This window comes from Rhodococcus (subgen. Prescottella) equi, assembly GCF_003013675.1.
GTDB lineage: Bacteria > Actinomycetota > Actinomycetes > Mycobacteriales > Mycobacteriaceae > Prescottella > Prescottella equi.
The window spans coordinates 1,137,457-1,161,043 of sequence record NZ_CP027793.1 but is presented as its reverse complement, the minus strand read 5'-3'; the positions used below and the strand labels follow the sequence as shown (position 1 = coordinate 1,161,043).

Annotated in this window: 28 protein-coding genes; 16 read left to right on the top strand and 12 right to left on the bottom strand. The window is 68.4% G+C overall.

Features of this window, described 5'->3' with window-relative positions:
* Window positions 1-20 precede the first annotated feature (20 nt).
* Window positions 21-185 carry a hypothetical protein gene (locus tag C7H75_RS05585; protein WP_013415011.1) on the bottom strand — a complete coding sequence of 55 codons (165 nt, stop codon included), beginning with the start codon at window positions 183-185 and terminating at the stop codon, window positions 21-23.
* Window positions 186-314: 129 nt separating this feature from the next.
* Between C7H75_RS05585 and C7H75_RS05580 the strand changes: the two genes are divergently transcribed.
* Window positions 315-1,286: a sigma-70 family RNA polymerase sigma factor gene (locus C7H75_RS05580; RefSeq protein WP_084961269.1), complete on the top strand. Its 972-nt coding sequence runs from the start codon at window positions 315-317 to the stop codon at window positions 1,284-1,286.
* On the opposite strand, the gene C7H75_RS05575 is transcribed toward C7H75_RS05580, so the two are convergent.
* Window positions 1,213-1,815: a carboxymuconolactone decarboxylase family protein gene (locus tag C7H75_RS05575; protein ID WP_005515142.1), complete on the bottom strand. Its 603-nt coding sequence runs from the start codon at window positions 1,813-1,815 to the stop codon at window positions 1,213-1,215. The two genes, C7H75_RS05580 and C7H75_RS05575, sit on opposite strands and share 74 nt — an antisense overlap.
* Before the next feature lie 128 nt (window positions 1,816-1,943).
* Between C7H75_RS05575 and C7H75_RS05570 the strand changes: the two genes are divergently transcribed.
* A complete protein-coding gene (locus tag C7H75_RS05570; protein WP_005515143.1) occupies window positions 1,944-3,128 on the top strand; it encodes a pyridoxal phosphate-dependent aminotransferase in 1,185 nt (394 codons plus the stop codon).
* Complete coding sequence (locus tag C7H75_RS05565) at window positions 3,125-4,141, top strand: AraC family transcriptional regulator (RefSeq protein WP_005515144.1); 1,017 nt, start codon at window positions 3,125-3,127, stop codon at window positions 4,139-4,141. Before C7H75_RS05570 ends, C7H75_RS05565 begins: the two co-directional genes overlap by 4 nt.
* On the opposite strand, the gene C7H75_RS05560 is transcribed toward C7H75_RS05565, so the two are convergent.
* Complete coding sequence (locus tag C7H75_RS05560; RefSeq protein WP_022594306.1) at window positions 4,101-4,424, bottom strand: WhiB family transcriptional regulator; 324 nt, start codon at window positions 4,422-4,424, stop codon at window positions 4,101-4,103. The two genes, C7H75_RS05565 and C7H75_RS05560, sit on opposite strands and share 41 nt — an antisense overlap.
* A gap of 88 nt (window positions 4,425-4,512) precedes the next feature.
* Window positions 4,513-4,917, bottom strand: a complete 405-nt coding sequence (locus tag C7H75_RS05555; protein ID WP_106851983.1) for a hypothetical protein — start codon at window positions 4,915-4,917, stop codon at window positions 4,513-4,515.
* A 241-nt stretch (window positions 4,918-5,158) separates the two neighbouring features.
* On the opposite strand from C7H75_RS05555, the gene C7H75_RS25670 reads away from it, so the two are divergent.
* Genes C7H75_RS25670 through C7H75_RS05535 form a run of 5 tightly spaced genes read left to right on the top strand, consistent with a single transcriptional unit; the run spans window position 5,159 to window position 7,438 of the window.
* The gene (locus C7H75_RS25670) at window positions 5,159-5,308 is read left to right on the top strand and encodes a hypothetical protein (protein WP_005515149.1); all 150 of its coding nucleotides are present in this window, start codon (window positions 5,159-5,161) and stop codon (window positions 5,306-5,308) included.
* Window positions 5,309-5,345: 37 nt separating this feature from the next.
* A complete protein-coding gene (locus tag C7H75_RS05550; RefSeq protein WP_106851069.1) occupies window positions 5,346-5,711 on the top strand; it encodes an anti-sigma factor antagonist in 366 nt (121 codons plus the stop codon).
* 5 nt (window positions 5,712-5,716) lie between these two features.
* Entirely contained in the window at window positions 5,717-6,208 is a 492-nt protein-coding gene (locus tag C7H75_RS05545; RefSeq protein ID WP_005515155.1) for an ATP-binding protein, read from the top strand.
* 6 nt (window positions 6,209-6,214) lie between these two features.
* Window positions 6,215-6,646 (top strand): ATP-binding protein, encoded by a 432-nt coding sequence (locus C7H75_RS05540; RefSeq protein WP_064078513.1) that lies wholly within the window; start codon window positions 6,215-6,217, stop codon window positions 6,644-6,646.
* A gap of 3 nt (window positions 6,647-6,649) precedes the next feature.
* Window positions 6,650-7,438: an RNA polymerase sigma factor SigF gene (locus tag C7H75_RS05535; RefSeq protein ID WP_106851068.1), complete on the top strand. Its 789-nt coding sequence runs from the start codon at window positions 6,650-6,652 to the stop codon at window positions 7,436-7,438.
* A 6-nt stretch (window positions 7,439-7,444) separates the two neighbouring features.
* On the opposite strand, the gene C7H75_RS05530 is transcribed toward C7H75_RS05535, so the two are convergent.
* Window positions 7,445-9,124, bottom strand: a complete 1,680-nt coding sequence (locus C7H75_RS05530; protein WP_175280021.1) for a phospholipase D-like domain-containing protein — start codon at window positions 9,122-9,124, stop codon at window positions 7,445-7,447.
* Window positions 9,125-9,295: 171 nt separating this feature from the next.
* Between C7H75_RS05530 and C7H75_RS05525 the strand changes: the two genes are divergently transcribed.
* Window positions 9,296-9,724 (top strand): ATP-binding protein, encoded by a 429-nt coding sequence (locus C7H75_RS05525; RefSeq protein ID WP_005515161.1) that lies wholly within the window; start codon window positions 9,296-9,298, stop codon window positions 9,722-9,724.
* A gap of 33 nt (window positions 9,725-9,757) precedes the next feature.
* On the opposite strand, the gene C7H75_RS05520 is transcribed toward C7H75_RS05525, so the two are convergent.
* The 4 genes from C7H75_RS05520 to C7H75_RS05505 all read right to left on the bottom strand — a co-directional run bounded on the left by C7H75_RS05520 (window position 9,758) and on the right by C7H75_RS05505 (window position 13,778).
* Window positions 9,758-10,201, bottom strand: coding sequence for a response regulator (locus tag C7H75_RS05520; protein ID WP_005515162.1), 444 nt, complete (start codon window positions 10,199-10,201; stop codon window positions 9,758-9,760).
* Window positions 10,198-11,820 carry a sensor histidine kinase gene (locus C7H75_RS05515; RefSeq protein WP_106851067.1) on the bottom strand — a complete coding sequence of 541 codons (1,623 nt, stop codon included), beginning with the start codon at window positions 11,818-11,820 and terminating at the stop codon, window positions 10,198-10,200. The genes C7H75_RS05520 and C7H75_RS05515 overlap by 4 nt, the downstream gene beginning before the upstream one ends.
* On the bottom strand, window positions 11,817-13,028 hold the full coding sequence (locus C7H75_RS05510; protein ID WP_106851066.1) for a PP2C family protein-serine/threonine phosphatase: 1,212 nt from the start codon (window positions 13,026-13,028) through the stop codon (window positions 11,817-11,819). The genes C7H75_RS05515 and C7H75_RS05510 overlap by 4 nt, the downstream gene beginning before the upstream one ends.
* A 138-nt stretch (window positions 13,029-13,166) precedes the next feature.
* Window positions 13,167-13,778 carry a TetR/AcrR family transcriptional regulator gene (locus tag C7H75_RS05505; protein WP_064057915.1) on the bottom strand — a complete coding sequence of 204 codons (612 nt, stop codon included), beginning with the start codon at window positions 13,776-13,778 and terminating at the stop codon, window positions 13,167-13,169.
* 201 nt (window positions 13,779-13,979) lie between these two features.
* On the opposite strand from C7H75_RS05505, the gene C7H75_RS05500 reads away from it, so the two are divergent.
* The gene (locus C7H75_RS05500; RefSeq protein ID WP_069856232.1) at window positions 13,980-15,086 is read left to right on the top strand and encodes an alpha/beta hydrolase; all 1,107 of its coding nucleotides are present in this window, start codon (window positions 13,980-13,982) and stop codon (window positions 15,084-15,086) included.
* A 4-nt stretch (window positions 15,087-15,090) separates the two neighbouring features.
* On the opposite strand, the gene C7H75_RS05495 is transcribed toward C7H75_RS05500, so the two are convergent.
* Window positions 15,091-15,516 carry a VOC family protein gene (locus C7H75_RS05495; protein WP_005515167.1) on the bottom strand — a complete coding sequence of 142 codons (426 nt, stop codon included), beginning with the start codon at window positions 15,514-15,516 and terminating at the stop codon, window positions 15,091-15,093.
* A 119-nt stretch (window positions 15,517-15,635) separates the two neighbouring features.
* On the bottom strand, window positions 15,636-16,712 hold the full coding sequence (locus C7H75_RS05490; RefSeq protein WP_106851065.1) for a 3-deoxy-7-phosphoheptulonate synthase: 1,077 nt from the start codon (window positions 16,710-16,712) through the stop codon (window positions 15,636-15,638).
* Between the two features lie 292 nt (window positions 16,713-17,004).
* On the opposite strand from C7H75_RS05490, the gene C7H75_RS05485 reads away from it, so the two are divergent.
* From C7H75_RS05485 to C7H75_RS05475, 3 genes are all read left to right on the top strand, one after another.
* Window positions 17,005-17,358 (top strand): ArsR/SmtB family transcription factor, encoded by a 354-nt coding sequence (locus C7H75_RS05485; RefSeq protein ID WP_005515172.1) that lies wholly within the window; start codon window positions 17,005-17,007, stop codon window positions 17,356-17,358.
* 3 nt (window positions 17,359-17,361) lie between these two features.
* Window positions 17,362-17,847, top strand: a complete 486-nt coding sequence (locus C7H75_RS05480; RefSeq protein WP_106851064.1) for an SRPBCC family protein — start codon at window positions 17,362-17,364, stop codon at window positions 17,845-17,847.
* A gap of 121 nt (window positions 17,848-17,968) precedes the next feature.
* A complete protein-coding gene (locus C7H75_RS05475; protein ID WP_081205200.1) occupies window positions 17,969-18,652 on the top strand; it encodes a nitroreductase in 684 nt (227 codons plus the stop codon).
* A gap of 27 nt (window positions 18,653-18,679) precedes the next feature.
* On the opposite strand, the gene C7H75_RS05470 is transcribed toward C7H75_RS05475, so the two are convergent.
* Window positions 18,680-19,318 carry a TetR/AcrR family transcriptional regulator gene (locus C7H75_RS05470; protein ID WP_103143038.1) on the bottom strand — a complete coding sequence of 213 codons (639 nt, stop codon included), beginning with the start codon at window positions 19,316-19,318 and terminating at the stop codon, window positions 18,680-18,682.
* Window positions 19,319-19,482: 164 nt separating this feature from the next.
* On the opposite strand from C7H75_RS05470, the gene C7H75_RS05465 reads away from it, so the two are divergent.
* The 3 genes from C7H75_RS05465 to C7H75_RS05455 are packed head-to-tail and all read left to right on the top strand — an operon-like array spanning window position 19,483 to window position 23,530.
* Window positions 19,483-20,718: a cytochrome P450 gene (locus C7H75_RS05465; protein ID WP_106851063.1), complete on the top strand. Its 1,236-nt coding sequence runs from the start codon at window positions 19,483-19,485 to the stop codon at window positions 20,716-20,718.
* 29 nt (window positions 20,719-20,747) lie between these two features.
* Entirely contained in the window at window positions 20,748-21,920 is a 1,173-nt protein-coding gene (locus C7H75_RS05460) for a phosphotransferase family protein (protein ID WP_106851062.1), read from the top strand.
* The gene (locus tag C7H75_RS05455) at window positions 21,917-23,530 is read left to right on the top strand and encodes an ABC transporter substrate-binding protein (protein WP_106851061.1); all 1,614 of its coding nucleotides are present in this window, start codon (window positions 21,917-21,919) and stop codon (window positions 23,528-23,530) included. The genes C7H75_RS05460 and C7H75_RS05455 overlap by 4 nt, the downstream gene beginning before the upstream one ends.
* Window positions 23,531-23,587: the final 57 nt, after the last annotated feature.

Genomic DNA, 23,587 nt, shown 5'->3' with positions numbered 1-23,587 from the left:
CAGGACCGGCCCGGTCGACGTCACTCCGGCCGCCGATCACCTGCGATGTCGACACCACGGTCCGGCACCGAACCGCTCACCGCGCGACCCGCGAGCCGGTTGGCTTCCATGAAGAGTTGGAGGAACCCGCCGGGAGGCGGAGCCGAATCCTCACCGGCATGCGCAGAAGCTTCCGTCAACGCCATGTCGCAACCCTTCCCTCGACTGTCCGGCCCGTCCGTGGAGACGCAGCCCTCACCTTCCGGGAAGTCATTCGGAGCACCGACACCGATGGATGGGAACGAATTGTGCGGAGGAGATCGTAGGATCGCGGCATGAGCGCTCCGACTCTCGCGGACTCGTTCGAATCCCATCGCGGACACCTGCTGTCCGCGGCATATCGCCTCACCGGAAGCGTCACCGACGCCGAGGACGCTGTGCAGGAGGCGTGGCTACGCCTCGCGAAATCGGACGCCGACCGGATCGACGACCTCCGGGCCTGGCTCACCACCGTCGTCGGCCGCCTGTGCCTCGATCGCCTGCGCTCGGCGGCCGTCCGCCGCGAGCAGTACGTCGGGCAATGGCTACCCGAGCCGATCGTCACGGACCTGACACCGTCGGCCATGCCCGATCCGCTGGAGGCCGTCGTCCGCCAGGAGGACAACCGGCTGGCCGCGCTGATCGTGCTCGATGCACTCACCCCGGACCAGAGGGTGGCGTTCGTGCTGCACGACGGGTTCGGGGTGCCGTTCGGGGAGATCGCGGATGTGTTGTCGGTGAGCGTCGCGTCGGCCCGACAGCTCGCGTCCCGGGCCCGACGTGCCGTTGCCGACGCCCCACCGCCGGTACCGGACGACGAGCACACCGCGGCCGTCACCCGCCTGATGATCGCGATGGCGGCCGGCGACCTCGACGCCGTCCTCGACGCGCTGCACCCCGACGCCATCACGATCGGCGACGCCAACGGCACCACCCGTACCGCCGTCAACATCATCACCGGCGCCGATCGCACCGCCCGCTTCTTCCTGGGGCTCGCGCACAAGTACGGCCTCGAGGCCTTCCTGGGTGCGGCGATGCCGGCCCTGGTCAACGGTCAACTCGGCTTCGTCAGCCACGGCTCTCCCGGCGACGACACCCACCCCGGTTTCCCGGGGCGGGTGACGGGGTTCACCGTCCGCGACGGCCTGGTGTGGGCCGCCTACGACATCGCGAACCCCGAGAAGCACCGTGGGATCAGGCTTTCCGCTCCTCCTGCGCCCCGGACCCCTCCGCCGCCCACGGCACCCGGCACGCGTCGCCCGAGTTGAATCCCTGGTCGTGGATGCCGAGGGCCGAGTTCATCCGCGCCCGCATGTTCTCGAGTCCGATCTGGTAGGTCAGTTCGACGACGCCGTCGCGGCCGAACCGTCGCTCCAGATCGGCCACCTGCTCGTCGGTCGCGGCCGTCGGCGTCTCCGTCATCGCGTCGGCGTAGGCGATCGCGGCGCGTTCGTCGTCGCTGTAGAGCGGCGAGGTGTCGTATTCGCCGATGTGTTGCAGGCGGTCCACGTCGAGGCCCTGCAGTCGCTGGAGCATGGTGCCGAAGTCGACGCACCACGAGCATCCGACCGTCCAGGCGACGCGGTAGACGGCGATGTCGCGCACGTTCGGCGGCAGCACGGTCGATGCTTTCTGTGCGCCCATCTCGTGCCTCGCCGACACCGTGAAGAGCTTGCGATGATTGGCCAGGACCGCGAACGGTTCGGGTACCTCGCCGAACCGCCGACCGGCGTACCAGTACGCGGCCTTCACCAACGGATTGGCCTCCTGCGGGGTCACCGCGTGAATGCGAGCCATGACGTTCTCCTGTCTCCGGGTCTGCGCCGGGCACCGGTTGCGCCCGTTCACCCCTTGGACGAGACAGCCCCCGCGAACGTGACACGGCCGGGTTCGTTCGTCGACGGCGACGCCGCTACGCTGGACAAATGCCCGCAGCGCCCCGTTCCCGCACCGTCTCGCGACTGCAGCCGTTCGCGTCCACGATCTTCGCCGAGATGACGGCGCTGGCCACCGAGCACGATGCGATCAACCTGGGTCAGGGCTTCCCCGACACCGACGGTCCGGCGTCGATGCTCGAGGTCGCGCGACAGGCGATCGCCGACGGCCTCAACCAGTACCCGCCCGGTCCGGGTATGCCGGTGCTGCGGCAGGCCATCGTGACCGACCGCGCCCTGCGCTACGGCATCTCGCTCGACCCCAACTCGGAAGTCCTGGTGACCGTCGGCGCCACGGAGGCGATCAGCGCCGCGATCCTCGGGCTGGTCGAGCCCGGCGAGGAGGTGGTGCTGATCGAGCCGTACTACGACTCGTACGCCGCCGCCGTCGCGCTGGCCGGGGCGGTCCGGCGGTCGGTTCCGCTCGCCCGGGACGGCGGGCGGTTCGTGCTCGACCTCGACGGTCTGCGGGCCGCGATCACCCCGAACACCAAGATGCTCGTGGTCAACTCCCCTCACAACCCCACCGGCACGGTGTTCACCGAGGCCGAGCTGCTCGCGGTTGCCGAGCTGGCGTGCGAGCACGATCTGCTGGTGCTCAGCGACGAGGTGTACGAGCACCTGGTGTTCGATGGCCTCACCCACACGCCGCTCGCTGCGCTGCCCGGCATGTACGAGCGCACGGTCACGGTGTCGAGCGCGGCCAAGACGTTCAACGTCACCGGCTGGAAGACCGGATGGGCCTGCGGCCCTGCCGAACTGATCGACGCGGTTCGCGCGGCGAAGCAGTTCATGTCGTTCGTGGCCGGCGGCCCGTTCCAGCCCGCCGTGGCGCACGCGCTCGAACACGAGCAGGCATGGGTGCGGCAGATGCGAAACGAGTTGCAGGGCAAGCGAGATCTGCTCGCGGCGGCCCTGCGGGACGCCGGGTTCGACGTCTGTTCGGGCGGTGGCACGTACTTCCTGCTGGCCGACATCTCCGCGTTCGGCACCCGGGACGGAATCGAGTTCTGCCGCCGACTACCCCGCGAGGTGGGCGTCGCGGCGGTGCCCGTGAGTGTGTTCACCGACCACCCCGAGCAGTGGAGTCACCTGGTTCGGTTCGCGTTCTGCAAGCGTGACGAGGTCCTGACCGAGGCGGCGTCCCGGCTCCGCCGGGCAGAGGTGTCCGGGTGAGCCTGGCGACCGTTCCCGCGGACTTCCTCAAACGCGCCCTGCGACTGGCGGAGACGGCAGGTGCGGACCTGGCGTCGACGCTGGAGGCGTCGGGCATCGACGTCGCGTCGCTCGACGATCCCCGCTCGCGGCTCACCCCGGAGCAGGTCACGGCGTTCACGCAGGCCGCGTGGCAGCTCACCGACGACGAACTGTTCGGCATCGGCGCGTCTCCGGTCCCGCGCGGCACGTTCCGGCTGATCTGTCTGTCGTTGATCCACCGCCCGGATCTGGGCAGCGCGCTCGAGCGGATGGCCGATGTCACCCGCGCGCTGCCGGTGCCACCGATCACGCTTGTCCGGAGTGAACGCTCCACGCGACTCGAGGTGCGGGTCGACGTCCGCGACGACGCGTACTCCCCCGAATTCGTCGACGAAGCGTTCCGGCTGGTCACCGATTTCGAACTGATCCTCCTGCACCGCTTCGCGGCCTGGCTGGTGGGTCGCCGTGTGCGACTGCGGGCGGTGCTCATCCCCTATCCGGAGCCCGAGGCCCGGTTCGCCAAGCACTACGACGCAATCTTCGGGGTCCCGGTCACGTTCGGGGCGGCCGTGGCGACGCTCGAGTTCGACAACGCGATCCTGCGCGCACCGATCATCCAGGACGAGGACACGCTCGCCGAGTACCTGCGCGAATCTCCGAACCTGCTTCTCTCCGAACGCGACTACGACAGCACCGCCTCCGCTCAGGTGCGCCGGGTACTCGAGATGGGGGCGCGCGGACGCACGTGCACTGCCGACGAGATCGCCGAGATGCTCTCGATCAGCGTGCCGCACCTGCGCAGGCTGCTGCGCCAGGAAGGCACGTCGCTCAACGCGCTGCGCGAGGAGGTGCTGCGCGACGCCGCGGTCGCCGCACTCCGCCGCGGCGAGCCGGTGGACGAGCTGTCCGCCCGGCTCGGCTTCTCCGAGGCGAGCGCGTTCCGGCGCGCATTCAAACGGTGGACGGGCGCGACGCCCGGGGCCTACCGCTGAGCGTTCCGCCGGCACACCCTCCCGCCGCCACGTGGGCGCGGGGCCGGCCGCGTGAGCGCTTGCGGGCGACGACGACGCCGCGGTGCAGGATCTCACCGCCCCAAACTCCCCACGGCTCGGCCCGCTCGAGCGCACCGGCGAGGCACCGGGACCGGATCGGGCATCCCCCGCACTGCCGTTTGGCCTGCTCGAGATCGTCGGGGGCCGGCGAGAACCACAGATCAGGATCGCCGGTGCGGCACGGCGTCGTCCGTTCGTCGATGGAAATCGCACTGCCCTGCATCCCGATGGTCTCCTCGTCTCCCCGCGGCCGGGCAATTCCCGTGCCATCGGTACAGACCGGTTTCGGGACGAAAACTCATCGCGAAAGGTCAGCAGAGAGCGACGGCGCCGGCCGAGGGGACGGTCACGGAGGGGGCGGCCACCGTGGCCGCATCGGCGGCGCTCGCCGCGAGCTGCCGGCCGGGCACCGCGCGGGCGACGTCGTAGACGCGATCGAACGCGTCCGCCAGCCATTCGTCGGTGGCCTCGGCCAGCACGCCCGCCGACGGTTCCTGCTCGTCGTAGACGGTGACCGTCCAGTCCCCGCACGCGTCGGGATCGGTGGTGGTACCGGTGTCGTGGTTCTGCGCGAGGAGGAACCGTCCGAACTCGAAGTCGACCCGGACCACGCGGCGGCCGCGGTGCAGAACCACCCGGACGGGACGATGAGTCGCCGCCGCCAGCACCGTGACGGCATCGGTGTAGCAAAGATCAGGCGTGTCCAGCCATCCCATGCCGAGGTCCTTTCCCGACGAGTTCTCCGAGTTCTCCGCGCCGCCCTCCGGCAACGCACTCCACGCTGTTACCCCGGGAGAACGGCGGCTATACCTCCGATGTCACACACGTCACCGGAACCGCCCGAAACGGGCGTCCGCACCGCTCCGCCGGCCTTTTCGAGATCGGGGGTATAGGGCACCTGAGAGGTGGGTACAGACGGGGAGATCGTTCGTAAATCTCTCACCGGGAGTTGCCCTCATGTCGTTGTTCTCGAGGACCGCCGTTCGCGTCGCCTGCGTCAAGAGCGTCTACTCGTGGTGCGGCGTGCCGTACTTCGGCGCGCGTGCCGACCTGGCAGCCACGGCCTACCCGACACCGGTGTCCGTTCTGTCGGCGGCGCGGGCGTAGGGCCGGCCGGGTGAGCACCGAACGTATATTTGCGCCCATGGAAATGTCCGGATCTGCCGCCGATTCCGCCCTGTCCCTCGACGTCGACGTGATCGAGGGCGTGGTCGTCCTACGCGCCCGCGGCGAGATCGACGTCCTCACCGCGCAGATGTTCGAGGAAGCACTCGACCGTGCCGCGTCCCGGCTGAAGGACGGCGTACTGATCGCCGACCTCTCCGAGGTCGCGTTCCTCGCGTCGGCCGGCCTCGCCGTGCTGGTCCGCTGCAGCGACGACATCCCCGCCGGCAATCGGTTCATCGTGGCCGCCCACGGCCCCGCCACTGTCCGCCCCCTCGAGCTGACCGGACTGACCGAGGTGCTCGAGGTGCACCCGTCCGTCGAAGCGGCTCTGTCGACGGTGTGATCCTCGTGGCTGACAGAACGGTTACCTCGGCGTCGGTGGCGCAGCAATCGGGCGTCGACGCCACGCGTGGCGACGGCGGCTTCTCGCTGATCGAACTGCGGGCCGAGCCCACGGTCCTCGCACCGGCTCGCCGGGCGCTCGCCGAGTTCCTGAGGCGGGCGGGGTTCCCCGACGACCGGGCGCAGGACGTGCTGTTGGCCTGCTACGAGGCGATGGCGAACATCGTCGAGCACGCGTACCCCAGCGGGGCCGCCGGCACCTTCGACGTGTCGGCGACCTGTGACCGGGCCGGGACCCTGACGGTGACGATCACCGATCGTGGCGTCTGGAACAGCGCGGGGCCCGACCCCGCTTCGCGTCGGGGCCGCGGGCTGCAACTGGTTCGCGCGTGCGCCGACCGATCCGAGGTCGCGTGCGGGGACACCGGGACACGAGTACTTCTCCAGTGGCGCGGCGCGCCCAGCAGCGCCACGCCCTACGACGAACAGGGTGGATAGAACACGATGCAGGCCGACGCCACTTCCGAGGTCTCCCTCAGCCCGTCCGGCACCACCCCCGCCGTGACGGTCACCGTCGCCGCCCGGCACGACCAGCTCACCATCCTGCGGATGCTGACCGAGCTGGTGGCGATGCGCAACAACTGCACCCTCGATCAGGCGGCCGATCTCAAGCTGGCCGTCGACCAGATCTGCACCCTGCTGATCTCGTCCGCCGCCCCGGACACCGAGGTGAGCTGTCGGTACACCACGGTCGACGACACCTTCACCATCGCGCTGACCGCCTTCACGGTCGGCGAGTGGTACCCCGAACAGGGCAGCCTCGAGTGGCGCATCCTGAGCGCCCTGGCCGACTCGATCGCGATCGACCAGCAGCCCGGCGCCTCCGGCGGCGCGACCGAATCGACGGTGACGATCTGCACCCGAAAGCTGGTGTGACGGGTGGTTGCCCACGCCGACTCCCCGTCGTCACAGTCCTCGGACGACCTCGACGGGGTGGCCGAACTGTTCGCCGAGCTGGCGAACTGCGACCCCGGTGACGAGCGTGGCACCGCGCTGCGCGACCGGATCGTCGCGCAGTCACTTCCACTGGCCCGCAACATCGCTCGACGCTTCTCCAGCCGCGGCGAGGAGATGGACGACCTCTACCAGGTGGCGTGTGTCGGCCTGATCAACGCCGTCGACCGCTTCGACCCCGCCCAGGGAAGCAGCTTCGCCGCATACGCCGTCCCCACCATCATGGGCGAGGTGCGTCGCTACTTTCGCGACCACGCGTGGGCGGCCCGGGTCCCCCGTCGCCTCAAGGATCTGACACTCGACGTCGGCAAGGCCACCGAGGCACTGTCGCAGCGCCTCGGGCGCTCACCCACCGCACACGAACTGGCCGCCGAACTCGGCACCGATCCGGACTCGGTCATGGAGGCGATCGCCGCGGCCGGTGCGTACCAGACACATTCGCTCGACAGCCCGGTCGGGCGCGACGGCGAGAGCGCCACTCTCGCCGATACCCTCGCGACCGACGACGTGGATCTCGAGCAGACCGAACTCCACCTCGCCCTGCAGCCCCTCATCGATCAACTCGAGCCGCGGGAGAAGCGCATCGTCGTGATGCGCTTCTTCGAGGAGAGGACGCAGACCGAGATCGCCCGCGAGATCGGCGTCTCGCAAGTCCAGATCTCCCGCCTGCTGTCGAAGATCCTCGCCAGGATTCGCACCAACCTGGACGAGTGACGCCGCTCAGTAGGCGCGCTTCAGCCGCATCCGGAGGGGCCGGCCGTCGGGGTCGACGACGAGGCGGTAGACGAGAGCGGCGGCGCGCTGCTGCCACCGTGGCGGCACGTCGATGTGGTGTCGGCGCAGCCGTCCCGCAGGTCTGGTCCCCGCCGACGGCGCCTCGTGCCAGCGGTCCAGCGCGTCGACACTGGCTCTGACGACGTCGAAGAAGCGCGCCGGGTCGATCAGGTCGACGTCGTCGCCCTCGCGCCGGCCCAGGTGTTCCCGGGCCAGCTCGAGCCGGAGGTCGCGCGCGAAACGGCGCGCCCCGTCGCCCAGACCGGCCGGGTCGACGGGCGCACGAACATCACGCTCGGCGTCCACGACGGCGGCAGTCAGCTCCGAATCATGGGTCCAGGACCGACGATTGAAGTTGTCGCTCCCGACGGCCGCCCACGTGTCGTCGACAACACACACCTTGGAGTGCACGTACACGGGAATGCCGCGATCGTTCTCGAGGTCGAGCACCAGCACCCGGTCGCCACCGGCGGCGCGGATGGTTTCGAGCGCCGACGAGTGCCCGAGCAGCGCAGACGGGATCGTGATGGGACTGTCGTCGTCGAGATGCTTCGGAACGACCGCCACCAGCCTCAGCTCCGGCTCGCGGCGCAGCGCCTCGGCGAACACCCGCGCGACGTCCACCGACCACAGGTACTGGTCCTCGACGTACACCAGGGTCCGGGCGCGGTGCAGAACCTTCGCGTATGCCTTGGCCGCGCTGCGTTCGCCCTCTCGGGCAAAGGGGTAGGCCGGTCTGCGCCGCGGGTAGGTGCGCAGCAACTGCACCGAACACGACCCGCACGGCTCGGGAGGCGCTGCGGGCGTCGGCAATTCGGACGGCGATCGAGTCAGGCCCCGCAGGATGTCCGGCAACGCGTGCCACGGAAGCCGGGACAGCGCAGCGGGATCCTCCCACCGCTCCCGGAACACGTCCTCGACGTCACGGACCGCCGGCCCGCGAATCTGCAACTGGGCGTCGTGCCACGCCGGGGTCTCGCCGTACTCGGGCGGGAACGGCCGGCTGAGCGGGTCACCGAAGTGATCGGCGTCGTCGCGGCGGGCGCGGGCGAGATCGATTCCCCCGACGAACGCGACGTCGGGGATGTGCGGGTCGGCATACCGGACCACGACGAACTTCTGATGGTGACTGCCGAGTGCGGGTACCCGCTGGTCGAGGATCACCTCACCGCCGGCGGCCTCGAGCGTCTCCGCGAGCTTGCGGTTGCGGCGCCCCGGGAACCCGAGTGTCTCGATGTGAGAGCGCCACATCATGCCCTTGACCGTCGCGCCGCGACGGGCGGCGCCGGCGAAGGCGTCGGCCACGGTAGTGCCGTCGACGAGCTGTTGATCGGCATCACCGCGCCAATCCGTGAACAGCACGAGGTCGTTCGATCCGGCGCGGGCCAGAGCCTCGGCCAGGGCCTCGAAGTACGCGCTGCCGTGGATCAGGGGCGTGACCTCGTTGCCGTCCGTCCACGCCGGGATCCGGGTGTCGCCGTTTCCTCGCTCGTCGGCGCTGAGGAACCACGGGTGCGCCGGATCGAACCGCTCCCGGCGGCCCGTCAGCGCGAGGCTGGACCGCCCGAACGCCGAGGAGACCCGCCCAGCGAGCACACGGCAGCGACGCCACAGGGTTACGACCAACGCTCGAATCCTCCTCGGGAGCACTCCGGGATCATTCCAGAACCGTGGGGCGCTGTCCGGCACCGGACGGTCGGAGCGAGATCCCGGTCGGAAGTCCCAGGTATAGGACCCCCGTACTCGGGGTACCAGATCGGGGAACCGTGTCACCGTACCGAGCCGGGGAGAGAAGCCATGTCACGGCAGCTGCGGCAGCGCCCGACCGACGACGCCCTGTCATTGACGGGCATTCGTGCGATCCCGACCGAGCTGGCGCCGGCCCGCGCCAGCCTGACGTCGTACATGCACGGCCTGGGCCTGCCCGCAGTCCAGGCCCAGGACGCGGTCCTGGCCGGCTACGAGGCGATGGCGAACAGCGTCGAGCACGCCTATCCGCCCGGCGGCGCAGGAACATTCGATCTGCATGCCACTCGCGGGCACGACGGGGTCGTCACCGTCACGATCACCGACCACGGAACGTGGAAGGACACCGGGACGCAGCCGCACGCCAAGCGGGGGCGCGGCCTGCAGCTGATGAAGGCGTGCAGCGACCACGCGGAGGTGCACCGTGGCCACGACGGGACGCGCGTCCGGTTGCAGTGGAGCCCTCGCGTCGCCGCGTGACGGCGCGGCTCCGGATGTCGCCGAACGGCGGATTCAGTGCCGGCCGGGGAGACGGACCACCTGCACCCAGAAGTCGTCGATCTGCCGGACGGCAGCGATGAACTGGTCGAGATCCACCGGCTTGGTGACGTACGCGTTCGCGTGCAGCTTGTAGCTGCGCACTATGTCCTCCTCGGCGCCCGACGTCGTCAGGATCACCACCGGGATGTCGGCCAGGTCCTGGTCCGATTTGATCTTCTCGAGCACCTGGCGTCCGTCGTACTTGGGCAGGTTGAGGTCGAGCAGGATCAGGTCCGGCCGAACAGCGTCCGGGTACTCCCCGCGCTTGTAGAGGAAGTCCAGCGCCTGTTCGCCGTCCCGGACGACGTGCAGGTTGTTGCCGACCTTGTTGAACTCGAACGCTTCCCGCGTCATCAGTTCGTCGCCGGGATCGTCCTCGACGAGAAGGACGTCGATCGCCTTGCCTGCAGAACTCATGTGAGGGCTCCTTGTCCGGTGTGGACGCCGACATCGGCGCCGTTGTCTGCTTCGCTGATGACGGGCAGGGTGAAGTTGAACCGCGCCCCGTCGGAAGAGGTTGTGTCGAGCCAGATCTGACCGCCGTGGTACTCGACGATCTTCTTGCACAACGCGAGTCCGATACCTGTACCGGTGTACTCGTCGCGGCCGTGCAGGCGCTGGAAGATGACGAAGATCTTCTCCTCGAACTCCTCCGCGATCCCGATCCCGCGGTCCTGCACGCTCACCAGCCACATGTCGTCGGGACGGCGCTGCACGCTGATGGATACCTCGGGTGTGCTCTCGGGCCGGGTGAACTTGATCGCGTTACCGATCAGGTTCTGCCACAACATCGTCAGCAGCGTTGCATCGCCGTCGATCTCGGGCAGCCGCTGCGGTCGCTCGATCGTCGCACCCGACTCGTCGACGGCCGCGGAGAGGTTCGCCAACGCCTTGTCGAGCGCGTGGTCGAGGGACACCGGTCCGAAGCCGTCGTTGACCCGACCGACGCGGGAGAAGGTGAGCAGGTCGTTGATCAGCACCTGCATGCGCTTGGCACCGTCCACCGCGAAGTCGATGTACTGGCGGCCCCGCTCGTCGACGACGTCCCCGTAGCGCTTCTCGAGGAGCTGGCAGAACGAGGCCACCTTCCGGAGCGGTTCCTGCAGGTCGTGCGATGTGACGTAGGCGAACTGCTCGAGTTCGGCGTTGGAGCGCCGCAACTCCACCGTCTGCGCGTCCAGCTTGGCGGTCTGCACCTCGAGCCGGGCCTGACGGTCTCGCACGAGCTCGAGTTCGGCGACGATCCGCTGCCGCATCCCCTCGATGTCCTCGGCGAGCGCCCGGATGTCCGCCGGACCGCTACCCGCGTCGACCTGCTGCCCGAAGTTGCCCAGTGCCACGCGACGCGACGACTCCGACAGTCGCCGCAGCGGGCTGGTGATCGCCTTGCGGATCAGCACCGCGAACGCCGCCGACGCGGCCAACAGAATCACGAACAGCGACACGAACACCGCGGCCCGGATCTCCCGCGCGTGCGCGAGGGTCGCCCGGGCGTCGGCGCCGGCCTCGGCCAAGTGCTGGTCCAACTCGCCGAGACCGGCGCGCAGCTGGTCGAAGGCGAGCTTGCCGCGCTCGTACACGCCCGGGTCGAGAGGGCGGCCACCCGTGGTCGGTGTGGTGGCGAGGATGGGCTCGACGAAAACGGTCTGCCAGTTCGCAGCGTCCTGCTCGATCGCGTCGAGATCGGCGACCAGTTCGGATGTGGAACTGACCAGACCGCGCAGCTCGGCCATCGCGTCGGTCTGCAGCTGCTCTCCCGCGGTGTACGGCTCGAGGGCTGCCGTGTCACCGCTGAGCGCGTACCCGCGAACCCCCGTCTCCTGATTCAGGAACGACGCCCCGAGCTGCGAGGCCGCAGCTTCCGCCGGCGCGAGCCGGTTGATCAGATTGTCGGTGGCCGTCTGGGTCCAGTTCAGCGACACGGCAGCAGCGACCGCCCCGCCACAGATCAGAACCACCAGGGCGGCCAGGATCACGTTGAACCATGCCTGGACCGTGAGGCCCTTACCGGCGGTTCGCCGCAATTGCGTACTCATCGACGGGCACCTTCCTTCGTCATCCGAACATGGACGACTGCGATGTCGTCGGTCAGGCCGCCGAAGTCGGCCGCAAGGCTCTCCGCGTGGCCGATCAGCGCGTCGACGAAGTCGTCCGCCGACGCATCTACGCGCGTACGCGCGTACTCGAGCAGACGCTCCTCGCCGAGCCGCTCCGTCGTACCGGTGCGGCTCTCGAACAAGCCGTCGGTGAAGAGCACCATCGCGGACCGATCCTCGATCGGCAGCTCGTGGGCCGTCCATTGCCCCGGCACCCGGCGCAGACCCAATGCGGGCCCACCGGGAACCTCGAGCCAGTGCACCCCGGAGCCGGTGCGCAGCATCATGCCGGGATGGCCCGCGCGAATGACGCGCATCGTGGACCGATCCGGTGCGAGCACGACGCACGTCATCGTCGCGAAGATGTGGCGCCGGGGCCGCTCCGCGATCAGGATCTCCTCGAGCGTCCGCATCGCGGCGTCGGTGGGAACACCACCGACCACCAGCGTCCGCCACGCGATTCGCAGGCTCACGCCGAGGGCGGCCTCGTCCGGACCGTGCCCGCAGATGTCGCCGATGAGGACGTGCACCGTCCCGTCGCCGGCCTCCACCACGTCGTAGAAGTCGCCGCCGAGCAGGCCGTGCTCGCGTCCCGCCCGGTAACGCGCAACCACCTCGACGTGGTCGCTGCGCAGCAGGGGAACCGGCAGCAGGCCGCGCTCGAGCCGGGCGTTCTCGCGGGATCGCTGTTCACTCGCTTGCAGGGCAGCCGCATTGTTCTCGGCACGCTTGCGCTCGACGGCGTACCGGACCGAGCGCGTCAGCAGGTCGCCGTCGACCCGACCCTTGACCAGGTAGTCCTGCGCGCCGGCCGCCACGGCCGCGAGCCCCGTTCCGTCCTCGGCGAGACCGGTCATCACCACTACGGGCGCACCGTTCGCGCTGCGCTGAACAGCGGCGAGCGCGTCGAGTCCCTGCGCATCCGGCAGATGCAGGTCCAGCAGGATGCAGTCCGGCCTACCGGTTTCGAGTACCTCCTGGGCCTGTCCCAGCGACTTGGTCCAGACCAGGTCGTAGTCGAAGGCCGAGTCGATCGCCATCTCCTCGACCAGGAGGGCATCGCCGGGGTCGTCCTCGATCAGCAGGATCGACAGCTTGCTGTCGCCTGCTATTTTCGCACCGCTGGGAACAGTGTCGTCGTCGGTCACGCCGGATTGGCCAGCGAAACAGTCGACAAGGCCATGACCTGCTCCTCACGTCGGGGCAGACGATCTGCCGACGACTACCCTAACGGACGCTTGGACCACGGGCCGCGCCGCTGTGAGGACCCGCACCGGTGTCGTTCGTTACGCGGCCACCACCGGTGTGACGACGGCGAGGCCGGCGAACACCTTCGCGAAGGCCGCGAGCGACGCCTCCACCTCGTCGGTGCGCCCGTCGGCGAGCCAGCCGAGGATCAGCCCGTCGATGGCCGTGGTCACCATGCGGCTGAGCACGGGGATGGGAACGGTCCATTCGATCCCGGCGGTCTCGGCCAGCCGGGCGAGGAAGCGGCCGGTCGATGCGAAGTACTCGCGGTACTGCCACTCGGCCACGTCGCTGCGTTCGGGGGCGCGCAGCGCCCCGACGGTCAGCTCGTAGAACACCAATTGCTTCCGGGGTTGGACACGAACGGTTTCCCACAGGGTCATGAGCCCCTTGAAGATCGACTGCTCGGCATCGGCACCGGGCGTCAGGCTGGCGACCGCGTTCTCGAGCATCGTCGCGACGACCTCGCGAGTGAGTTCGCGCAACAGCTCTTCCTTGGAACTGAAGCAGTAGTGGAACACGCTCTGCTGCACCCCGGCCTCGGTGCAGATCGCGCGGGTACTCGCGGCGGCGAGCCCCACCTCGGAGCTGACGCGAATGGCCGCGTCGATCAAGTCCCTGCGCCGTTGTTCCGCCGAAACGTAAGGCATCGCAACCTTTCCCGAACCCTCGCACCCAGTGTTCCCGGCAGCGTAGTGGGCAGTTGGTCCGGTGGCCAGGGTTGAGCGCAGTGAATTCGCGGAGCCGAGCGATGTCCGATTTCACCCTTGTTTCCAAGCCGGTCGGTTGACAGACTTCGGGGACGATTCGGCAGCACGACGTGCGGCCCGCGGCGAGAGGACGAAAGACCGATGAGAACGACGCTCGAATCGATGCTCGAATCGGCGGTCCGGACCGTGGCCACGGTCGCCGGAGCACTCCCCACGCCGCTGCAACGCGCCCTCGGCGGCCGACCGGTCCGCCTCGACGGGCAGGAGCTGAATCCCGAGATCCAGTTGATGCTGCGCATGCTGGCGCTGCTTCCGGACTCCGACTTCGAAGAGCTCCCGATCGAGAAGTCGCGCGCGCAGATCGACATGGAGGCACGCCTGGTCAGCGGTCGGCCGATTCCGATGGCATCGGTCGAGTCGCTGGCGATCCCCGGACCGGCGGGCCCCGTCCCGGCACGGATGTTCCGCCCCGCTGGTCTGCCGACCTCCGCGCCGCTGCTGGTCTACTTCCACGGCGGCGGTTTCGTCCTCGGCAGCCTCGACAGCCACGACTCGCTGTGCCGGTTCCTCGCCCGGAACGCCGAGGTGGCCGTGCTGGCCGTGGACTATCGCCTGGCACCTGAGCACGCCTTCCCCGCGGCGGTGGACGACGCCGTGTCCGCCTTCCGTTACGCGGTCGAGAACGCATCGACGCTCGGCATCGATCCCGACCGGGTGGCTGTCGCCGGCGACAGTGCCGGCGGCAACCTCGCCGCGGTCGTCTCGCAGGTCACCCGGAACGACGACCGGCGTCCCGCGTTCCAGATGCTGTTCTTCCCGTGGCTCGACATGACCGCGAAACGCCGCTCGTACCAACTGTTCAGCGACGGCTTCTTCCTCACGGAGGCCCAGATGGATTGGTACACGAACCATTACGTGCCGAAGACGGAAGATCGCAGCGACCCGCAGGCATCGCCGATCCTCACTGCGGACCTCACCGGACTGCCCGCGGCGTACGTCGCGATCTCAGGATTCGACGTACTGCGCGACGAGGGCATCGAATACGCCGAGCGCTTGCGTGCCGCGGGCGTCCCGACCACGTTGCGCGTCCACGACGACCTGGTACACGCGTTCGTGAACCTCACCGGCTACGGGCGAGCCGGGGTGGATGCACTCCGCGAGGCCGCCGGTGCACTGCGCGTGGGACTCTCCTTCGCGCCGCGGCGTGCGTCCGATCCCGGACTCGGGGCAGTCGAACTGGCGGAGTGACCGCTCAGCCCACGCAGAACTCGTTGCCCTCGGGGTCGGTCATCGTGATCCAGATGCTCGGGCCCTGCCGGCCGCGATGCAGGATCGTGGCGCCGGCGGCGACCAGTTCGGCGGCCACCTCCTCGCGGCGGTCCCCCACTCGCACGTCGAAATGCATCCGGTTCTTGACCGCTTTGCCCTCGGGCACCAATTGGAACAGCACCCTGGGCCGCTGCGGGTGCTCGGGGTCCCGGATGGCCGCCCCCTCCTTCCAGACGAGGACCCCCTCGAACACCGTGGTGTCCGACTCCTGCGCATGTCCCGCCTCGACGAGTCCCCGGATGAACTGCTCGTCGCTGGGCTCCACCTCCCAGCCCAAGGTCTGCGCCCACCACTTCGCCTGCAGGTGAGGATCCTTCGCGTCTACGGTGATCTGAATTTCGTATCCCATGTCGCGACGCTACTGCGGACCACCGACAAGTCTGTGCGGAAGACGCTTCGCCGATCAGCTGCCGACGGGGCGTGCCCTCACCGATGGAGAACACGCCCCCGTGCGGCCGACGACCGGCCTCAGCCGCGGCGAGTGGCGACCGCGGCGGCGAGACGGTCGAGCGTCGAGGCCGTGGCGTCCCAGTCGATGCAGGCGTCGGTGATCGACTGGCCGTAGGTCAGTTCGTCGGACCTGCCCAGCGTCAGGTCCTGGCGGCCCGCCTCGATGAAGCTCTCGAGCATGATGCCCACGATCCCCTTCTCACCGGCCTCGATCCGCTCGGCGACGTCGGCGGCGACGTCGACCTGCTTGTTGTGGTCCTTGCGGCTGTTGCCGTGACTCGCGTCGATCACGACCCGCTCCGGAAGACCCGACTTCGCAAGGCGCGCAAGGGTGTCCGCGACGGTCTCGGCGTCGTAGTTCGGCCCGTCGGTGCCGCCACGCAGGATCACGTGGCAGTCCGGGTTCCCGACGGTGTGGATCAGCGCGGCCTGCCCCTCGAGATCGGTGCCCGGGAAGACGTGGCTCGCGGCCGCGGCGCGGGTGCCGTCGACCGCAACCTGGACGTCGCCCTCGGTGGAGTTCTTGATACCCACCGGCATCGACAGCGCGCTGCACAGCTGGCGGTGCACCTGGCTGGCGGCGGTGCGGGCACCGATCGCGCCGTAGGTGACCAGGTCGGCGATGTACTGCGGGATGATCGGGTCGAGGAATTCGCAGCCGACCGGCAGACCGAGCCGGGAGATGTCCAGCAGCAGCTTGCGCCCCATCCGCAGGCCGGTGTTGATGTCGAAGGTGCCGTCGAGGTGCGGGTCGTTGAGCAGGCCCTTCCAGCCCAGCGTGGTGCGCGGCTTCTCGAAGTAGACGCGCATGACGATCTGCAGGTCGTCGCGCAACTCCTCGGCCTTCGCGGCCAGACGGCGTGCGTAGTCCATTGCCGCCTCGGGATCGTGCACCGAGCACGGTCCGACCACGACGACCAGACGGTCGTCGTCGCCGTTGAGGATGTTGACGGTGTCGGCACGCCCCGAACGCACGGTGGCCGCGGCCACCTCGTCGGGAGTGTGCTCGGCGCGCACGACGGACGGCGCCACCAGCGGGCTGACACTGACGGTGCGCTGTTCGTCGAGACGCTGGTCGTTTGCGATAGCAGTCATGGGGTTCGGTTTCCTGTTCTCAGGCCGACCCTCGAAGACTGAAGAATCCAGTGAGCCGGTCTGTCATCCGGCTCTGGGGTGGAAGATTGTCAGCGCGTGGTTACGCCGACCGACCCACCCGGGGCCGGCCTGCTAAACCAGAAATAGGTCGCTGACACGTCGACCACAGTAGCGCGGGCCGCCCGGACATGCAGCAGCGCCCCCGTGAACGAGACCACGATCACACCTAGCGGGCACCCGGTCGGAAGCCCCTCCCACGCACCGAACCCTTGACATACAACCGATCGGTTGTATGTTTGCCGGTGTGAGCGGAGATGACGAGGACCGGGCGGACGCCCTGTTCCACGCGCTCGCCGACCGCACCCGGCGCGACATCCTGCGCCGTGTCCTGGCCGGAGAGCACTCGGTTTCCGCGCTCGCCGAGAAGTACGACATGAGCTTCGCCGCCGTGCAGAAGCACGTTTCCGTGCTGCAGAACGCCGGCCTGCTCACCAAACGGCGTCGCGGGCGCGAGCAGTTGGCCAGTGGCGACGTGGCCGCGGTGCGCTCGGTGGCCTCCATGCTCACCGAGCTGGAGGACGTCTGGCGCGGGCGCATCGCACGTATCGACGAGCTCATCGCACTCGACTCGACCAAGGAGGACTGAGCAATGCCTGTCACCGATGTCACGCACGATCTCGCGAACCGCACCCTGACGATCACCGCACAGTTCGCGGCTCCGGTGGAACGGATCTGGCAGATCTATGCCGACCCGCGCCAACTGGAGAAGGTGTGGGGGCCGCCGGCCTGCCCCGCGACGGTGGTGGACCACGAACTCGTACCGGGCGGACGGGTCACGTACTTCATGACCGGTCCGGAAGGTGAGAAGTACGCGGGCTACTGGGAGATCGCGGCGGTGGACGAACCGCACAGTTTCTCGTTCGCCGACGGCTTCGCCAACGAGGACTTCAATCCGAATCCCGAACTGCCCGTGTCGCAGAACGTCTACACGTTCACTGCACACGACCGGGGCACGCGGGCGACGTACACGAGCACATTCGAGTCCGCAGAGGGCCTGCAGAAGGTGTTGGACATGGGCGTCGTCGAGGGTGCGACGTCGGCGATCAACCAGATCGACGGCGTTCTGACGGCCTGACGACACCCGGCCGGGCGGGGCCACCTCTGGCGAAACTAAAATCAATTCCATATCGTGTGACGCGCGACACCCGCGCGACGGGCGCCGCTCACGCCCGTCCGCCGTCGTCAGGAGTGCCCCCGTGACCGCATCGCCCAGCTCGAGCGCCGATCTTCAGACCCTGCTCGCGACCCGCAGCAGTTGCCGCGCGTTCCGTCCGGACCCCGTTCCGCGGGCGACGATCGAGCAGATCCTCGAGCTGGCGCAGCGCACTCCGTCGTGGTGCAACACCCAGCCCTGGCAGGTCGCGATCACCGAGGGTGAGGGCACCGAACGGTTCCGGAAGGGGCTGGGCGAGTATGTGCGATCCAACCCCCAGGAATCGGACTTCCCGTTCCCCGCCGAGTACCGCGGCGCGTACCAGCAGCGCCGCAAGGAATGCGCGATGCAGTTGTACGCGAGCGTCGGCATCGCGCCCGGAGACCGGCAGGCGTCGGCGCAGCAGACCATGAAGAACTTCGACCTGTTCGGCGCACCGCACGTCGCGATCGTCACCACGGACGCCGCGCTCGGCGTCTACGGTGCAGTCGACTGCGGCCTGTACGTGAACACCTTCCTGCTCGCCGCCCAGAGCCTCGGTGTGGCAAGCATTCCGCAGGCCGCGCTGGCCGGAAGCGCGCCCTACCTCCGCAGCTTCCTCGACCTGCCCGAGGACCGGAAGGTCGTGTGCGCCATCTCGTTCGGCTACGCCGACGAATCCCACCCAGCGAACGGCTTCCGCACCACCCGCGCCGACATCGCGTCCGTGGCCACCTGGGTGTCCTGAGGCGCCCGCGGCGTCGAACGGCCGACTCTAGAAGGAGCTCAGGGCGCGGTCCGGAAGCTCCGCGAGGCTGCCCAGCGTGCCCATCTCGATGAGATTGATGACGAAGGTGTCGTGATCGAGCGGGAGCTCGCTCCCGCCGTCGAACGCCCGTGCCCGCGACGCCAGCGCCGAGACGATGAAATTGGTCGTCAGCCGGATCCGCTCCTCGCGGAGCGCTTCGCTCATGCCCGTCATGGACCGGCGGACCACATCCTTCGCGATCGCACTCGCCGGGGAATACTGGGCGTCGGCGAGACCGCCACGCCGCTCGTACACCTCGGCCATGATCTGCACGAAGTCACGCCCTCGTTCGTCGAGAAGCTTCTCCGCGAGCGGAATCGTCATTGCGGCGATGGCATCGCGCAGCGCCTCCGGCGAAGGTTCGCGGCCGACACACAACCGTTCGACGAGCTCGTCCATACGCCCGCTGACATCGACCATGTGCCGCAGCACGATGGCCTCGAGCAATCCTTCGCGGGATCCGAAGTAGTAGTGCACCGCCGAGTCGTTCCGCACCTCGGCCATCGCGTTGAGATCGCGGATGCGTACTCGCGCAATTCCTTCACGCGCGAACAGATACTCACCCGCCCGCAGCAATCGCTCCCTCGCGGGAAGATTCGGAGCCATGGCTTGACAGCCTAACAAACATGATTAATGTGTTCCGCATCACTGTTAACGGCCCTCGTTAACTGTTTCCTTCTCCACGGCCCGGTGCCCTCGGACGACCCGGGTCGAGCTGGACACTGTCCGATGTCAGGACTCCCGAATCCCTATGCGCGGAGGGAATTTCCATGGCTGTACCCGAAGGAATCGACGTCACCGACGCTTCGACGTTCGAGAACGGAATCCCCCACGACCTCTTCGCGGAACTGCGCCGCACCGACCCCATCTGGTGGAACCCGCAGCGTCGTGGGGCCGCGGGCTACGACGACGAAGGATTCTGGGTGGTGTCGACACACGAACTCGTCCAGGACGTTTCCCGGCGCAACGACGTGTTCTCGTCGTGGGAGAACACCGTCATGGTGCGAAACGCGGACGACGCGCCCCGCGAACAGATCGAAGCCCAGCGGGCCACCATGCTCAACAAGGACGAGCCCGAGCACTCGGCACTTCGTCGCATCGTCACCAGGGGTTTCACCCCACGGGCCGTCAGCGGACTGCGCTCGGCGCTGGCCGCGCGGGCGCAGGACATCGCACGAACCGCAGCCGGCCTGGGACGCGGCAACTTCGTCGAGGAGGCCGCGTGCGAGCTGCCCCTGCAGGCGATTGCCGATCTCCTCGGTGTGCCACAGGAGGACCGCCGCAAGCTCTTCGACTGGTCCAACCAAATGACCGGCCGAGACGACCCCGACGCGCACGGCGATCCGCTGGTCGCGGTCGGCGAAATCGCGGGGTACGCATACGCACTGGCCACCGAACGCCGCGAGAATCCGGCCGGCGACATCGTCACGAAGTTGGTCCAGGCCCAGGTCGACGACGGCGCGCTCACCCCGGAGGAGTTCGCGTACTTCGTCATCCTGCTCGTGGTGGCCGGCAGTGAGACCACCCGGAACTCGATCACGCACGGGCTGATGGCGTTCCTCGACAACCCCGAGCAGTGGGAGCTGTACAAGCGCGAACGCCCGTCGACCGCGGTCGACGAGATCATCCGCTGGGCGAGCCCGGTCCTGTCGTTCCAACGGACCGCGACCTGCGACACCGAACTCGGCGGCCGGACGGTGCGGAAGGGCGATCGCGTGGTGATGCTGTACGCGTCCGCGAACTACGACGAGACCGTCTTCGACGAGCCCCGCCGCTTCGACATCACGCGGTCCCCCAACCCCCATCTGGCCTTCGGGGGTACCGGGGCGCACTACTGCCTCGGCGCCAATCTCGCGCGACTCGAAGTGGAACTGATGTTCGCCGCGATCGCCGATCACCTGCCCGACATCACGATCCTCGGACCACCCACTCGTATGCGGTCGGCATGGCTCAACAGCATCAAGGCGCTGCCCGTCGACTACGGCACCTGCCCGGTCGCGCACTGACGGCCGCCCGGAACGACAGGAGGAAGGCGATGACCACCAGTTCCGCTGTCCCGAGGGGAGTGAACACGGACGTCACGACGACCTCGACCGATGTCGCGGCGCTCCGCGGAAGTCTCGAACGCTGGGTGCGAGACCGGATCGGGAGCCCCACCGCTCATGTCTCCGCTCTGCAGATGCCGTCCGCGTCCGGGATGTCGAGCATCTCGGTGCTCTTCACCGTCGACTGGGACGAGCACGGAACGCGCCACCACGCAGACCTCGTCGCCCGGCTGGCCCCCGAATCCACCGCGCTTCCCGTGTTTCCCGAGTACGACCTCGAACGGCAGGCTGCCGTCATGCGCGCCGTCGCCGCTCACAGCGCGGTGCCGGTGCCCCGGGTGCGGTGGGTCGAGCCGTCGTCCGACGTCCTGGGGCAACCGTTCGTCGTGATGGACCGGGTCGAGGGTGTGGTCCCGGTCGACAATCCCCCCTACGTGTTCGGTGGCTGGCTGCACGAGGCCAGGTCGGAGCAGTGCGATGTCCTGCAACGCGGTTCGGTGGAGGTGTTGGCGGCCATCCACTCGATTCCCGATCCGGGGTCGCTGTTGCCGGAGCTCGGCGCCGGCGCCGACGACGACGCCCTGCGCAGGCACGTCGACAACGAGCGCACCTACTACGAGTGGACGCACCGCGAGGACGGGGTGCGGATTCCGCTGCTGGAGGAGGGGTTCGACTGGCTCGAGGAACACTGGCCGAGCGCTCCGTCGGAACCGGTGCTGTGTTGGGGAGACTCCCGTATCGGCAACATCATGTATCGGGACTTCGCGCCTGTGGCCGTACTCGATTGGGAGCTCGCAACCCTCGCTCCCCGTGAGGTGGACGTCGGTTGGTTCGTCTTCTTCCACCGGATGTTCCAGGACATGGCGGAACAGTTCGATCGACCGGGCCTTCCCCATCTGCTCCGACGCGAGGAGGTGGTCGCCCTGTACGAGGAGACGACCGGCGTCGAACTGCGCGACCTCGACTTCTACCTCGTCTACGCCGCCGTCCGCCACGGCATCATCATGTCCCGCATCAAGCGTCGCTCCATCCACTTCGGCGACAGTGCGGCGCCGTCGGACCCCGACGAGTACGTCCTGCACCACCACCTGCTCCGCCGGATGATCGACGGCGAGCCCGCTTTCCCAATCACACAGTCTCGGAACGGAAGAAGGATCGAATGACACGATCGTCACTTGCCCGGTTCGGTCGGGTGTTCACAGCGTTGGCCGCGGCGACGGTGCTGGCGGCCGGATGCGCGGGCCAGAGCTCGACCTCCGCCACCGACGCCACCGACGTCACGACGGGCCTGGTGGGCGAGCAGCCCGACGGCGGCGACGCCGTTTCCGGCGGAATGCTGTCGTACGCGACGTACAACGCGGTGAGCAGCCTGGATCCGGCCGATCGGCAGGACGGCGGGGCGACCGGCGGCACCGAGATGGCGGCAATCTACGACGTCCTCATGCGCTACGACACGGCCACCAAGGAGTATCAGCCGCAGTTGGCGCAGTCGCTGACACCCAACGGGGACAACACCGTCTGGACGTTGAAGCTGCGGGACGGCGTGAAGTTCAGCGACGGCACCACGCTCGACGCAGCGGCGGTGCAGTGGAGCATCGATCACTACCTCGAGAAGAAGGGCACCCACACGCAGGTGTGGAAGGTGACGGTCGACAAGGTGGAGTCGCCCGACCCGTCGACGGTCGTGTTCACGCTGAAGCAGCCGTGGAACGAGTTCCCGATCATGTTCACCACCGGACCGGGCATGATCGTGGCGCCCTCGTCGACGGCCAACGGCACCTTCACTCCCATCGGAGCGGGCCCGTTCACGGTCGAGAAGTTCGCATCCCAGAACGAACTGGTACTCGCCGCGAATCCGGGCTACTGGGACGGCAGGCCGAACCTGGACAAGCTGCGGTTCCCGGCCATCGTCGGCGAGCAGGCCAAGCTCGACGCGTTGCACAGCGGCGGCATCCAGGCCGCGTACCTGCGTGCCGCGGACACCGTGCACAACGCACTCGAGGCCGGGGACGTCGGCTACGTCTACACCGCCAGCATGGGTGGCGTGCAGGTACTGAACCAGCGCGAGGGACGCGCGGCGTCGGATCCGCGGGTGCGCGAGGCGATCGTCAAGGCACTGAACCCGGAAACGTTCAACGAGCGCGGTGAAGGTGGCTTCGGTATGCCGGGCACCGACATGTTCCAGTCCTGGTCGCAGTGGCACGGAAACGTGTCCGGCTCCACCTTCGACCCGGACACCGCGAGGAAGGTCCTGGCCGAGGCCAAGGCCGACGGCTACGACGGCAAGCTCACCTATGCGGGCCTCAACGAACCGGGCGCTCAACGCCGGGCACTCGCGATCCAGTCGATGCTGCAGGCCGTCGGGTTCACCGTCGACATCGTCTACAACAGCGGCATCAACGACCTCGTCAAGATGATGTATGCCAAGCACGATTTCGATCTGGGCGAGTCGGCGTTCAATGTCCTCGACGAATCGCCGTTCATGCGCATGTACGGCAATCTGGCGAGCGCGTCGACGTCCAACGTCCTCGGGTATCAGAACCCCGAGATGGACGCCCTCCTCGGCAAGCTGCAGTCCGCACCGAACGACGACGACCGCCGCCGGGTCCTCGAGGACATCCAGACCCTGGTGAACGAGACGAACCCGATGATGGTCCTCGGCGCGGGCAAGTACTTCATCCCTTGGAGCAAGAACGCGCACGGCATCACGCCCAGTGCCGACGGCGTCCTGCTGTTCGGAAATGCCTGGCTCACTCCGGATTCGGCGTCGTAGCACCGGACCCAGACACCGCTACTCGATACTCGATCGGGCGGACGCCACCACGGGTCC